This is a genomic window from Pseudovibrio sp. Ad46, from assembly GCF_001623065.1.
Lineage (GTDB): Bacteria > Pseudomonadota > Alphaproteobacteria > Rhizobiales > Stappiaceae > Pseudovibrio.
In genome coordinates this window covers 1-13,359 of record NZ_LMCG01000043.1, presented here as the reverse complement: position 1 = coordinate 13,359, position 13,359 = coordinate 1, and the positions used below count along the sequence as shown (strand labels likewise).

Annotated in this window: 10 protein-coding genes and 1 pseudogene; 7 read left to right on the top strand and 4 right to left on the bottom strand. The window is 52.9% G+C overall.

Going from position 1 to position 13,359, the window contains the following annotated elements; genetic code table 11:
- Positions 1 to 68: 68 nt before the first annotated feature.
- The 3 genes from PsAD46_RS10885 to fucU all read right to left on the bottom strand — a co-directional run bounded on the left by PsAD46_RS10885 (position 69) and on the right by fucU (position 3,240).
- Complete coding sequence (locus tag PsAD46_RS10885; RefSeq protein ID WP_063288001.1) at positions 69 to 1,079, bottom strand: ABC transporter permease; 1,011 nt, start codon at positions 1,077 to 1,079, stop codon at positions 69 to 71.
- Positions 1,076 to 2,602 (bottom strand): sugar ABC transporter ATP-binding protein, encoded by a 1,527-nt coding sequence (locus PsAD46_RS10880; RefSeq protein WP_063306842.1) that lies wholly within the window; start codon positions 2,600 to 2,602, stop codon positions 1,076 to 1,078. The genes PsAD46_RS10885 and PsAD46_RS10880 overlap by 4 nt, the downstream gene beginning before the upstream one ends.
- Before the next feature lie 218 nt (positions 2,603 to 2,820).
- Positions 2,821 to 3,240, bottom strand: coding sequence for an L-fucose mutarotase (gene fucU, locus PsAD46_RS10875; protein WP_063296137.1), 420 nt, complete (start codon positions 3,238 to 3,240; stop codon positions 2,821 to 2,823).
- 486 nt (positions 3,241 to 3,726) lie between these two features.
- On the opposite strand from fucU, the gene PsAD46_RS10870 reads away from it, so the two are divergent.
- Positions 3,727 to 4,017, top strand: a complete 291-nt coding sequence (locus PsAD46_RS10870) for a DUF1330 domain-containing protein (RefSeq protein WP_063292884.1) — start codon at positions 3,727 to 3,729, stop codon at positions 4,015 to 4,017.
- 75 nt (positions 4,018 to 4,092) lie between these two features.
- Here PsAD46_RS10870 and PsAD46_RS10865 read toward each other — a convergent pair whose 3' ends face one another.
- Positions 4,093 to 4,737: a GntR family transcriptional regulator gene (locus tag PsAD46_RS10865; RefSeq protein ID WP_057461538.1), complete on the bottom strand. Its 645-nt coding sequence runs from the start codon at positions 4,735 to 4,737 to the stop codon at positions 4,093 to 4,095.
- Positions 4,738 to 5,284: 547 nt separating this feature from the next.
- On the opposite strand from PsAD46_RS10865, the gene PsAD46_RS10860 reads away from it, so the two are divergent.
- The 6 genes and pseudogenes from PsAD46_RS10860 to PsAD46_RS10830 form a co-directional block, all read left to right on the top strand.
- Positions 5,285 to 6,637: an FAD-dependent oxidoreductase gene (locus tag PsAD46_RS10860; RefSeq protein WP_063292885.1), complete on the top strand. Its 1,353-nt coding sequence runs from the start codon at positions 5,285 to 5,287 to the stop codon at positions 6,635 to 6,637.
- Between the two features lie 48 nt (positions 6,638 to 6,685).
- Complete coding sequence (locus tag PsAD46_RS10855; RefSeq protein ID WP_063287997.1) at positions 6,686 to 7,810, top strand: enolase C-terminal domain-like protein; 1,125 nt, start codon at positions 6,686 to 6,688, stop codon at positions 7,808 to 7,810.
- A gap of 15 nt (positions 7,811 to 7,825) precedes the next feature.
- On the top strand, positions 7,826 to 9,382 hold the full coding sequence (locus tag PsAD46_RS10850) for a BCCT family transporter (protein WP_208981788.1): 1,557 nt from the start codon (positions 7,826 to 7,828) through the stop codon (positions 9,380 to 9,382).
- Between the two features lie 54 nt (positions 9,383 to 9,436).
- Positions 9,437 to 10,597, top strand: coding sequence for a mandelate racemase/muconate lactonizing enzyme family protein (locus tag PsAD46_RS10845; RefSeq protein WP_063287995.1), 1,161 nt, complete (start codon positions 9,437 to 9,439; stop codon positions 10,595 to 10,597).
- 717 nt (positions 10,598 to 11,314) lie between these two features.
- The gene (locus tag PsAD46_RS10835; protein ID WP_057461533.1) at positions 11,315 to 12,907 is read left to right on the top strand and encodes a M10 family metallopeptidase C-terminal domain-containing protein; all 1,593 of its coding nucleotides are present in this window, start codon (positions 11,315 to 11,317) and stop codon (positions 12,905 to 12,907) included.
- A gap of 268 nt (positions 12,908 to 13,175) precedes the next feature.
- Positions 13,176 to 13,359, top strand: a pseudogene (locus PsAD46_RS10830) (type I secretion system permease/ATPase); the annotation flags it as partial.

Sequence of the window (13,359 nt, the reverse complement as noted above, 5' to 3'; positions counted from 1 at the left end):
TTGGATTCAATCAAACGATAAGAATTCGCTCCACTAAAGATGCTGGGACAAAAGCGCCCCAACCGCTTTTAAGCATGAGCTTTTTTCTTGCGGGCCATATCCGCATAGACGGCCAGAATGATGATCGCGCCGGTCACCACGGTCTGCCATTCCTGAGCAACAGAAAGCACACGCAGACCGTTGGTCAGCACCGCCATGATCAGTGCCCCGATCAGCGTTCCCATGATGGTGCCGCGACCACCGGCCAGAGACGTTCCGCCAATCACCACAGCAGCGATTGCTTCCAACTCATAGCCAAGGCCAAGGGCTGGCTGAGCGGAATTGAGGCGGGACGCGATGAGAATTCCCGCAATACCGCAGATCCCACCTGCAAGCGCGTAAATTCCCATTTTCCAGGCATCCGTGTTGACGCCGGACAGGCGCACGGATTCCTCGTTGGACCCAAGTGCGAAGGTGTAGCGGCCCAAAACAGTTCTTCCCAGAACGTAGGAAGCTGCAATCGCAACAAGGAACAGGATCAACACACCATTCGGGATTTGAAAGCCCGGAAAGACAGCCCCGATCACGGAGCCACGGGAAATGAGATCAAACCCCGGCGTGTCGTTGAAGTAGATTGGGCGTGTGCCGGAGATGACGAGGGACAGGCCCTTCAAAATCAGCATCATGCCAAGCGTTGCGATGAAGGGTGGCACCTTCATTTTGGCAACGAATGTGCCGGAACACAGACCGCAGAGTGCGCCAGCGCCAATGGCAGCGACAACGCCAAGCGGCAGGGGCAGGCCCCAGTATGTGAGCACCACTCCGGCGATCACCGCACAGAAGGTCATCATGGTGCCGATGGACAGATCAATACCGCCGGTGATGATGATAAGCGTTGCTGCAATGGCCAGAACGCCGTTGACCGATGTCGCCTGCAAAATGGCGATCATGTTGGACATCTGCATGAAGTTTGGCGAGGCCAGACCAAAGCCGATGAGCAGCACAATCAAGCTGGCAAAGGCGAGCAGCTTCTGGTGTGCGCCGGAGCTTACAAAACGACCGATGAGGTTCTTTTGCGGGGTTAAGGTGGTGTCTGTCATTGTACTTCACTCACAATTTGCGCAGCTGGGTCGCGTTGTGTTGCAAGGCGCATAATGTCTTCTTGCGATGTTGAACTGCCACCCGGCAAAATGCCTGTCAGGCGGCCTTCGCACATCACCGCGATGCGATGGCTGAGGCGCATAACCTCTGGCAGCTCGGAGGAGATGACGATGATCGCGCAGCCCTGCTCTGCCAGTGAGTTCAACAGCTTATAAATTTCGGATTTTGCCCCCACATCAATGCCGCGTGTGGGCTCATCAAAAATGAGGATGTCGCAGTCGCGCAGCAGCCATTTGGCAATGACCACCTTTTGCTGGTTGCCACCAGACAGGAATTGAAGCTCCTGCTTGTCAGAGGGCGTTCTGATTTCCAGCTGCTTGATGTACCTGGCGGCGACCTCTGCCATGCCAGCTTCATTCAGCACGCCAAGGCGATTGCAGAACTGGTCCAAACTGGCCATAGCCACATTGGCGCGTACATCCATGCCTGTTGCCAGGCCGAAGTGCTTGCGGTCCTCTGACAGATAACCAATGCCAACCTGTACAGCGTCCGACGGGCTGTTGATCTTGCATTTGTGGCCATCCACCCAGACTTCACCTGAATCCAGCGGGTCTGCGCCAAAGATTGCACGGGCCACTTCTGTGCGCCCTGCCCCCATCAGGCCCGCAAAGCCGAGGATCTCGCCCTTTTTGAGCGCAAAGCTGACATCGCGGATTTCGGTGCCGCGGTTCAGGCTCTTCACTTCCAGCGCAACGTCTGCCGCTGCAAGGTCCGGCACGTCCACGGCTTCTTCTTTCACCTCACGGCCAACCATCATGGAAATGATCTCGTTGACCGGCGTATCAGCGGCAGGGACGGTGCCCACATACTCGCCATCACGCATGACGGTGACGCGATCGGAGATCTGTTTCAGCTCGTCCATCTTGTGGCTGATATAGATGATGCCCACGCCTTCCGCTTTCAGACGGCGGATGATGGTGAACAGCTCGGCGATTTCCTTGTCGTTCAGCGCGGCGGTCGGCTCATCCATGATCAGCACCTGCGAGCGATAGGAGAGTGCCTTGGCGATCTCCACCATTTGCTGCTTGGCGATGGTCAGGTTGCCAACCAGCACGTCAGGCTGCAAATCCAGCGCCATGCTCTGAAAGATGTCGCGGGTCTTCTGGTTGAGCGCAGCCTCATCGAGACGTCCAAATCTCAGGCGCGGCTCGCGGCCAATGAAGATGTTCTGCGCTGCTGTCAGATCGTTCATCAGGCTGAGTTCCTGATGGATGATGCCTATTCCGAGGTCTTGCGCTTCTCGCGGCCCTTTTGGGTCAGCCGCTGTACCGTTGATTTCAATCTTGCCGTCGTCACGGGTGTAAACACCGGAAAGAACTTTCATCAAGGTAGATTTGCCAGCACCGTTCTCTCCCATCAGGGCGTGAACTTCACCGGCACGCAAGTCAAACTGCACATTCTTCAGGGCGTGCACACCCGGAAACGTCTTTTCAATACCCGTCATCCTGACGATGGTATTCATTTTTTTCTCCCCCCAATACTGGCCTGCAAACCTCAGTGAGAACGCACAGATCCCGACTGGTGCTGCGACTGCAGATCAGCAATTTGAAATGGCTGAGGCACCCGGTTGATACCTGACTGATTGCAGCACTCCTCCCAGAGTTCTGCCGCAGTCCCCGTTGCCTCATTTGCACGCCTCCCCCCAATCCGAACACCGGACCCACTTGGCGGGGAAGCGCTTTAGCTCTGGATCACGCCCTTCTTGATAATGACGTTGCCGTATTTGCGTGTCGTGCCTGTCACCACAACGCAGGTGGCTTTCTTTGCTTTCTCATAGAACGCAAACCGCTCGACAAAGGTGATTTCAGCTCCTGCAGGCAGAGCGCTCTGGTAGTCGTCCACCAGTCCATCCGGCAGTTGGTCACCTTCCACGGCGGCCATCATCATCACGTTTTCGGGGTCATATTGGTCCAGCTCCCAAAGCGGCATGACGGCTTTGAGCAGATCTGTCGCTTCACACCCATCAGCGCGCAGCACGGTGTCGCAAACGGAATAGGCCGGGAAATGCGCATCGCTGAACACGATCTCATCTCCATGTCCCATCTCGTGCAGGATCTTTAACAGGTCCGGGAAAATGATCGGGTTGATCCCTTTAAGCACTTAAGCCCCCACTCACACCATGTGCCCGCCACCGCGGGCGGGTCAAACAAACACCCAGACTTCCAGCAGGGTTGAAGAAAGCTCAGAAGTCCGCCGCGAATAAATGTACTATGAAGAACCAGAGAGGCTGTTCGCCTCGTGATTCCGTCTTCAGGCTGATGCCGTCGTATTCCGACAAACGCTCTCAGGGCCAGCCCTTTGATTTCCCGGAAAAGGCAACATCAATCCATTGCTAATTCGTGTTAGCAAACTAGCAAAGCTCGCCGTTTAATCAAGAACAATTTTCTATTTTGCCGATTTTGAGCGTATTTTAAGAAACGGCCCTAGCGTCAGATTCACTTGAATTTTTGGTTGGTCAAAAGCCGGTAGTAACGCCTTCAGGCAAGCGCTCTATAATGCACGAACGACAATGATCTGGCTCCCGTGAGACCCTAAGATTATGGTCTGCCACCGGTCGGAAACCTTTGATTCAGGAACAAAAAACAGATGCCGAAAGCCTATTGGATTGCCCGCGTCAATATCAAAAATCCTGATATCTATCGGTTCTATATCGAGGCCGCTCCGAGTGTCCTGCGAAAACACACTGGCCGCATCCTTGCGCGCGGCGAAAGGGCGGAGCAACTCGAGGGTCAAGAATACCATCGTCATGTCATCGTGGAGTTTGACAGCATGGAAGACGCGTTGAACTGCTACAACTCTCCTGAATACCAAACCGCCCGCGAGTTTCGAATTGGCATCGCTGATGTGGAAACCGTGATCGTCGAAGGCGTGGACTAACCGCATATTGGCACGAAAAAACGGGCAGGTCTTGCGACTCACCCGTTCTCATTTCAATGCTCAGATTGCGTCTGCTCAGCCCAGTTTTGGGGCCTTGAAAGCAGATTCGGTCAAGTGCTCCAGCAGCAAGCCGGATTGCTTGACGGCTTCGTCCTCATTGCCCATGGCAACCGCGCGCATGATTGCTTCATGATGATACGAGCACAGCAGGTTGTCTGATTTGTCTTTGTTGGCAAACCAGAACCGGCGTGACTGGCTCTGCACGCGAGCGAGGCTATGATGGAAGTATGGGTTGTTGGTCGCTTCCGTCACGATGCGGTGGATGTCTTGCAGATTAGACAGCAGCGACTTCTCATCCTCATCCTTCGCGCTTTGCACGATGAGTGACCCGAGCGCCAGCATCTCGCGGCGTTGATCAGTTGAGGCGCGCATGGCTGCAAATCTCAGGCAGATCGGTTCAATCTGCTTGCGCACTTCCAGCAGCTGCAATTGCTGCTCTGCGGTGATGGAGAGAAACTGAACCCCTTTGCGCGGATGGATGGCCAGCATCTCATCCTGCTCCAGCGCCTGAAGCGCCTCACGAACGGGCGTTCGGCCCAAATCCAACAGAGAGGCGAGTTTGTTTTCAGAGTACAGAGCTGAAACATCAAGCTCGTTGAAAAACAGCTTTCTCTCAATTTCCGTGCGCGCAAGCTCAGCCTGAGTTTTCTGGTGAGCCACGGTTACCCCCTGTTTTAAAAGCATTATTTCTGCGTCAGTTGTATCACAGTGTAGCACAGTGCATTCCCGATTTGCCAGCAGTCTCTTCTTTTCTTTTGCTGCTATGTCAGCCGATTGGATCTTGTTTGGCGGTTTTTCACTCGGCTGCCATATCAGTTCTGGACCCTTCCTAGATAATGTAACCTATCAGTCTTCGGCATTGTGTCATTCTGTCACGCAAAAACCACTTAGATTTCATGGGTTCTCTGCGCTTTGTGGATTTTAGATAAACTAAAAAGGCTAAAGTAATTAGGGCTTTATCATGAACTGTTACTCTGAAATTTACCGAAACTTGCTGGCATGTCAGTATATCATTATTGGCATATCAGAAGCCAATATTTCATGATATTTATCGATTTCTAAGGGTTATTACCATTGCCCTAGCCGTTAGTTTTTGCTTTTAAGGTTGCTAATATGTCAGTTTTGAGGATATGTTTCCGAAAACTGTCCTCATGGACTCAGAACTAAAGCAAACAGCCATAAATTGTGGCATACAAGGTAAGCACCCATGAAAAACTGGAAAGAGACTGCCCTAGCAGAAACCGCATCTCCTGTTCTTGCTGAAGCAGATGTTGTTGTTTGCGGCGGTGGCCCATCTGGTGTTGCTGCGGCTGTTATGAGTGCCCGCAGCGGTTTGAAGACAATCCTCATCGAGAAAAACGGGTTTTGTGGCGGCGGTGCAGTTGCCGGCCTGTCAGGTACTATCTGCGGTCTGTTCCTCACCCAGGACGACATCGAAAACAAAGACGCCAAGCAAATTGTTTTCGGTTTTGCAGAAGAGTTTCGTGCTCGCCTGCTGGCCAAAGGCGGTGCCACCACCCCACAAATCTACGGCAACACCCACGTGGTGACCTTTGATCCGCTGATCTGGCGCGAAGCTGCGGACGATCTGCTTGAGGAATCCGGCGTTCAGTGCCTCTACCACACCTATATGACCGAGGTGGTCCGCGATGGCGATGAGATCACCGCGATCCGTGTAGACTCCAAGGCAGGCAGCACTTTCCTCAAAGCAAAAGCATTCATTGATACGTCAGGAGATGCGGCTCTCGTGACGAAAGCGGGGTGTGAGTACAGCTTCGGCGATAAGGGTGCCATTCAGAACCCGACCATGATCTTCCGTCTGTCGGACGTGGTGGAAAGCGATTTCTACGATTACTTCGGCAAGAACACCATCTGCCCGCCTGACATGATCGAACAGCTGAAAACAGCTTTTGAGAGCAGAGAGTACGACACACCCCGCAACAAAGTCTGGGTGTTCCCAACCCCGCAAAAGGGCGTGTTCCTGATGAACTGCACCCGTCTGGCAGGTCAGGACAACCGGTTGCTGAACGTGGTGGACCCTGCTGACTTCACATACGCGGAAGTCTATGGCCGTCGTCAGGCACGCGAGTATCACCGCTTCTTCAAAGACAAGATCAAAGGCTTTGAAGAATCCCAGCTGATTGACATGCCACCGGAAGTGGGCATTCGCCAGACACGGACCATCAGCGGCGAAACCACACTGACAAACGACCATGTCGCAAACTGTGACAAGCCTGAGGACGGCGTGGTCCGCTCCTCCTGGCCGATTGAGATGCACGCCGGTGAGAAGAGCAAACTGCACTGGCTGATGGAAGATTACTATGAGGTTCCATACGGCACGCTGGTGCCGAAGGAGCTGGACAACGTGATTGTCGCGGGACGGTGCCTGAGTGCCGAACACGAAGCGCTCGCGTCTGCCCGCGTTACTGCCCAGTGCTTTGAGCTGGGACATGCGGCGGCTGTGGCGACAAAACAGAAAATCGACAAAGCGATCAATTACAGGGATGTCGACACAAAAGAGCTGCGCGAGGCGATGCGTGCGGCTGGCAGCGCTCTGTAAAAAGTCGGGCAATAAGGAAGGTGCCTCAAGGCACACTGGGAGTTAAAAATGGAAGACTGCAGAATTAGCCGGGTCGAGCTTTATGCTTTGGCTGATGAGAATGCGCCCCCTATTCCCTGGGCGGATAATCAGGAACCTCTGCTGTACACCAACAACATTGTACGCCTGTTCACCGAGGATGGAACCGAGGGTCTTGGCGCAACTATGAGCTACACAGAGAACTTCTTTGATCGGTGCATCATTGAATCTCTGCGTACCATCGTTCCCGGCCTCATCGGCAAAAATCCGCTGATGACCCAGGAACTCAACAACTGGCTTGGAGCACGCTGCACCTGGGGTGGACTGCCAGCGAAGTCTCCAATCGACATTGCAGCATGGGACATTAAGGCCAAAAAAGCCGGAATGCCGCTTTACATGCTGCTTGGCGGCGCCCGGACCAAAATCAAGTCCTACGCCTCCACACCAATGTTCGACACTGTAGAGGAATACTTCCCTTACATTGACGACTGCATTGCGCACGGCTTCACAGCAATCAAACTGCACTGCTACTGCATCTATGAAAAGGATGTGGCGCTGGTGGAAGCTGTGCAGGCCAAATACGGCTCTACCGGCATCCGTTTCATGCTGGACACAGCGACGTTCTACACACCAGCACAGGCCATGAAGATGGCCAAGTGGATGGAACGTCATGACTGGGAATGGCTTGAAGCGCCAGTTTCCGACTACGACTACAAGACCTATCAGCGCCTTGTCGCCAATACGGATCTTGAAATTTCCAGCCATGGCAACTGCCTGCTCACATTGCAGGAAGTTACGCACGCGCTGAGCACTGGGATGTGGTCAGACGTGCGTCAGGACGCGACTGTTTGCGGCGGCATTACTCAGCTGAACAAATGCTTCGCGATCGCGGCCGGCCACAGCAAAAACCTGGAAATCCAGAGCATGGGATACACCCTGACACAGGCTGCCAACCTGCACGTCGCTCTGGCTCACGACAACTGCAATTACTTCGAGCAGTTCTACCCTTACGAGGCGTTTGAACTGGCAAGTAAAACCCAAATCCGCACAGACAAAGAGGGATATGTGCACGCGCCGGCGGGCAACGGGCTCGGCGTGGAAATGGATTGGGACGCAGTGAAGGAAGCATCTTTCGCTTCTTTCGTCTTCGAATAATAAATGGGGGCATCCATGGCTAAACTACAACTGGATAAGACGAACTTCTTCGTCGGGGGCATTGCGGTACTCCTACCGACAATGGGCATTCTGGCAGCGGACATTGCTGCACCGGGCTCCGGTAAAGAAGTTATCTCTTCTTTGAAGAGCTATCTGACAAACGAATTTGGCGCGTTCTACATGTGGGCAGCGATCTTGTCGCTGATCTTCTGTCTGAGCGTTTCCTTCAGCAAGTACGGCAACATCGTCCTTGGTGAGGCGGATGAAAAGCCTGAATACAACACGATCTCCTGGGTCGCGATGATCTTCAGTGCGGGCATCGGCGCCGGCATCCTCTGGGGTGGCGCCAGCGAGTGGATCTACTACATGTCCACGCCGCCACTGGGCCTTGAGCCGGGCACCGAGCTGGCCAAAGAATGGGCGATCACCACGGGCATGTTCCACTGGGGTCCTAGTGCCTGGGCACTTTACTCCGTGTGTTCCATCACCATCGGCTATTACTATTATGTCCGCAAAGACCCGGTTCTGAAAGTTTCAGAATCCTGTAAGGGCGTTTTAGGTACACGTGCAAAAGGCCCTCTGGGCAACGTGGTCGACATCTTCATCATGATTGGTCTGGTGACTGCGAGTGCGACCAGCCTTGGTCTGGGCACACCGGTTGTTGCCGCTGGCTTCTCCAAAGTGCTTGGCATTGAGCACGGCACCTCCATGAACCTTGCAGCTCTTGCAATCGTGGTTGCGCTGTTTGCTGCAAGCTCCGCGCTTGGCCTGAAAAAAGGCATGGCGAAGCTGTCCAACTTCAACATCTTCCTGGCGGTTGGCCTGCTGATCTTCGTGCTGTTCTTCGGCGGCTACTTCCTGACCACCATCAAGTCCTTCACCACTTCTGTTGGTGCGCTCGTGACAAACTTCGTCCGTCTGAGCACCTACATGGAGCCATACGCAGAGAACTCCACCTTTGTGTCTGACTGGACAATCTTCTACTGGGCATGGTGGGTTTCTTACGGTCCGTTCCAGGGTCTCTTCTTCGCGAAGATTTCCCGTGGCCGTACAATCCGTGAGATGGTTCTGGGCACCCTATTGTTTGGTTCTCTGGGCACTGCAGTGTTCTTCGCGATCTTCGGCAACTACGGCATTGGCCTTCTGGACGCAGGCATCTTTGATGCACCTGCAGCACTGGCAGCTGGTCAGAGTTCCTTCACCGTGATCATCGACATGTTTGCGAACCTGCCACTGGGTACTCTGTTCATCATTGGCCTGTGCGTTTCCGCGATCGTGTTTATGGCAACCACCTTTGATGCGGCATCCTTCTCTCTTGCAGCGATGACCACCAAAGAGCTGCCAGATGGTGCAGATCCAGCACTTTGGAACCGTCTTGTCTGGGCTCTGTTCCTGGGCATCATCCCGGTGGTGATCAACCTGATCGGCGGAGACCTGGGAACTATCCAGATCTCAACGGTTGTTGGCGGATTGCTGATGGTCATCATCCTCGGCATTGTTGCAGTCTCGTTCCTCAGAGAACTGCACCGCGACATTGCCAACGGTGTCGAACTTCCAATGCGCAAAAAATAATAAAGCACATGAGGGCGCCAGCAAAAACTGGCGCCTTTCTCTTAGGAGCACATCATGTCACTGGCACTTAATCCAGCAGTCGCACCCATCAAGTCTGTCGAGTTTATTCCGGTCAATTACAAAGCCAGCAACTGGAGCCAGAACACGGTTGTCGTCAAGATTACAGACGAAAACGGTGTCTACGGCCTCGGCGAAGCTGACGGATCTCCGGACGCAATTCTCGCTTATTCCAATATTGAAACTGAACATAAATGGCTGACGAACCTGACCGAAAGAGTCATTGGCCGTCTGCCGATCGAAATCAACGCCATCTGGGACTCCATGTATGACGCCACGCAGTGGCAGGGCATGCGCGGACTGGGCATGTTCGCCCTCTCCGGCATCGACATGGCGCTTTATGACCTTGCGGGCAAACAACTCGGCGTGCCAGCCTACCAACTGCTTGGCGGCACCAACAAAGACAAAGTCCATCCATATCTGACACTGTATCCAGCCATTCCGGTGGATGCGTCTTTGGACGTTGCCATCAAAGGCTACGCCCCGCTGCTTGAAAAAGCCAAGGCACACAACATCCGCGCGGTGAAAGTGTGCGTGCCGATCAAAGCAGACTGGAGCATCAAAGACGTCGGCTATTACCTGCGCGAACTGCGCGGTATTCTGGGCCATGACACCGATATGATGGTGGACTACCTCTACCGCTTCACAGACTGGTATGATGTTGCCCGCCTGCTCAACTCCATTGACGATCTGGAGCTGTACTTCGCAGAAGCGACGCTGCAGCACGATGACCTGAGTGGCCACGCCAAACTGGTAGAAAACACCCGCTCCCGCATTTGCGGTGCGGAGATGAGCACCACCCGCTTTGAAGCAGAAGAATGGATCACCAAAGGCAAGGTGCATCTGCTGCAATCTGACTATAACCGTTGCGGCGGCCTGACAGAGCTGCGCCGGATCACCGAGATGGCGACCGCGCACAACGTGCAGGTGATGCCGCACAACTGGAAGACTGGCATCACCTCGGCAGCGGCGATCCATTATCAGTTCGCAGTCGGCAACGCGCCTTACTTTGAGTATGTGCATCCGGACTTCTGTGATGGGGAGCTGCGCAAGTATCTGGTGACGCCAGAAGCCGAGCTGGTGGATGGGGGCTTTGAAAAGCCAACCGCACCGGGCTACGGAATCGACCTGAACCAGCAATTTATGGCAAGCCTGTGATCACGTTCTTCGCTCTGCACCCCTCCGCAAGCTGAAGATACGCACAGGAACGTTCTCCATCTCGCTTTCCAGCCTCGCGTATCTGCAAAGCGTACCCAGGGGCGGAGAATCTCCTCCTGAGCCATTCAGGAAAATATTTCCCCTGGGTAGAGACGTACCCTGCCCACAACTCACCCTGGTCAAGCCCCATTGACCGGGGTGTTTTATGAGCTCACTTCAGCATACATACTTCCCTATAGGTCAACTTGCCGGATTAGCCCCGTTAATTTGATAAAACGTTCCACCAAAATCACGCATTTTCACGTATATACAGGCATCTCGCCATCAATCTCACAGTTTCGTGAATTGATAAATTCTTCGAATCAACAAATATAATTAAGTATTAAACATCTCTTTATTAGAATAAATCAGAAGAAAAACATACTACAATTATTTGATCAACTGGTCAGTTTTTAGAATTTTTTATCAGTAGGTAAACTTATTTTATCCAAATATATTAATATTTTGAATTGATATATTTGAAAGATTCAGATGTTTTATACCTAAAATAATATATTTTGCATTCTATTCACACATCGAGAGTTCGTCAATGATTCAACCAGTAGATGTGTTGATACTACTTTCTTCTGTGAATCCAAAGATCATTTATATTGCCTTTCAGTGCATCCCTCATACGTTTAGATGGTTTACTACTACTATTACTCTAGGGGAGATAATATGTTTAGAGATAATCACGTTGAAGAGGCAAGAGTTATTGAAGGGGGTGACGCGCCATATAGCACGACGACCCCATACTCTATTTCATCGGGTGACACTTTTGAGGGAACGCTGAGTTTTTCTGGCGATAAAGACGCAATTAAACTCGAGGTACAGGCCGGAGTAACTTACACAATTTCAATGGAAGGCATCGGAAGTGGGGGCGTTTCCGATACATATCTTTACCTTTACGACTCCAACACAAACGAAATCGCAACAGACGATGATGGCGGCAGCGGACGTAACTCCGAAATCACCTTCACCGCAACATCCACCGGCACCTATTACATTGGCGCTGCATCCTACAATGATCGCTACACCGGAGACTACAGACTCTCCGTTGATGCAGACGGCGGCCCAACTGACCCACCAACCGATCCAAACGCGTTCACCAACGACCAGATTGCAAGCCAGCTGACCGATGGGTACTGGAACAACTCAGGCCGTGGTCGTCGTGCGTTTGACGTGAGCCCGGGTGAGTCTCTCACCGTCAACCTCAATGGCCTGAACTCTTCTGGCCGTGAGCTTGCAACCAAAGCTCTGGAAGCCTGGACAAAAGTCACCGGTATCGACTTCCAAACTGTCAACTCCGGCGCTCAGATCACATTTGACGACAACGACAGCGGCGCTTACGCAAACTCAACCACACGCGGCAGCACCATCGTTTCTTCAACCGTGAATGTGAGCACGGACTGGGTTGCGCGTTATGGCACCGGCCTGGACGGTTATGCTTTCCAGACCTACGTGCACGAAATCGGTCACGCCCTCGGTCTGGGTCATGCTGGCAACTACAACGGCAGCGCGACTTACGGCGTGGACAACCACTACTCCAACGATTCCTGGCAGGGCACAATCATGTCCTACTTCGATCAGGTGGAGAACACCAACGTAGACGCTAGCCGTGCCTACGTCGTCACGCCAATGATTGCAGACATCCTTGCTATGCAGGACCTGTACGGCACAGCAACCGACCTGCGCACTGGGTCCACCGTTTACGGTGAAAACTCCACCGCTGGCGGTTACTATGACGACATTGCAGACCTGAACCCAGCCACGTTCACCATCATGGACAATGGCGGCAACGACAGCATCAACTTCAGCTCTGTCCGCGCTGACCAGAAAATCTCTTTGGTGGCAGAGACTTACTCTGACGTGAACGGTCTGACCGGCAACATGACCATCATGCGTGATACCGTGATCGAGAATGCTTATTCTGGTTCAGGTAATGATGAGCTGATTGGGAACGATGCCGACAACGGTCTCTATGCCAATGCTGGTAACGATACTCTCGAAGGTGGTCTCGGTGACGACACTCTTTCGGGCGGTTCAGGTCGTGATACCTTCGTGTTCAACATCAACTGCGGCGCAGACACGATCGTTGACTTCTCCAATGGCCTTGACTTCATGAGATTTGAAAGCGGTGCAGACAGCTTTGCAGACCTTACGATTCAGGACACTGGTGCAGACACACTCGTCAGCTACGACGGTGGTTCCATCACCCTTTCAGGTGTTGATTCCAGCCTCATCAATGCAGACGATTTCACGTTTGTATAAGAGGTAGAAAAATGTGCGACCTGCCGCAATGGCAGGTTGCATAATTATTTAATCAAATCATAAGTTTGCGGTATTTCCCTCAATTTCAATACATGAGCAAAATTAAGCGTCTTACCCCTTTCAAATAGTGTGCGATTTACATACTATGGAGACCACAATTTTTGTTGGGGCATAACCACGAGTTTTGTAGCGTAACAGGCGTCCTATCGTTCGTTGGGAGGACGTGCCGCGCACTGAAGTTTGGGGCCAGGTGGTTTCGGGAGTATCTATGAGTACATCGAAGAGTGGGCAGCCAAAGCGCCCTATGGTGGCTGAGGCGTTTGCGGCGTCTCGGTCCGGGTATGCGGGCGTTGGGGTCTTGAGTCTGGTCATCAACCTGTTGATGCTGACGGGTCCGATGTTCATGCTGCAGATCTATGATCGCGTGCTCGCCAGCCACAGCGTGCCAACAC

What these genes read in the sequence shown, in the direction of transcription:
- PsAD46_RS10885 (WP_063288001.1), bottom strand. Translation starts at nt 1,079, where the DNA reads ATGACAGACACCACCTTAACCCCGCAAAAGAACCTCATCGGTCGTTTT.
- PsAD46_RS10880 (WP_063306842.1), bottom strand. Translation starts at nt 2,602, where the DNA reads ATGAATACCATCGTCAGGATGACGGGTATTGAAAAGACGTTTCCGGGT.
- PsAD46_RS10870 (WP_063292884.1), top strand. Translation starts at nt 3,727, where the DNA reads ATGCCGAAAGCCTATTGGATTGCCCGCGTCAATATCAAAAATCCTGAT.
- PsAD46_RS10860 (WP_063292885.1), top strand. Translation starts at nt 5,285, where the DNA reads ATGAAAAACTGGAAAGAGACTGCCCTAGCAGAAACCGCATCTCCTGTT.
- PsAD46_RS10855 (WP_063287997.1), top strand. Translation starts at nt 6,686, where the DNA reads ATGGAAGACTGCAGAATTAGCCGGGTCGAGCTTTATGCTTTGGCTGAT.
- PsAD46_RS10850 (WP_208981788.1), top strand. Translation starts at nt 7,826, where the DNA reads ATGGCTAAACTACAACTGGATAAGACGAACTTCTTCGTCGGGGGCATT.
- PsAD46_RS10845 (WP_063287995.1), top strand. Translation starts at nt 9,437, where the DNA reads ATGTCACTGGCACTTAATCCAGCAGTCGCACCCATCAAGTCTGTCGAG.
- PsAD46_RS10835 (WP_057461533.1), top strand. Translation starts at nt 11,315, where the DNA reads ATGTTTAGAGATAATCACGTTGAAGAGGCAAGAGTTATTGAAGGGGGT.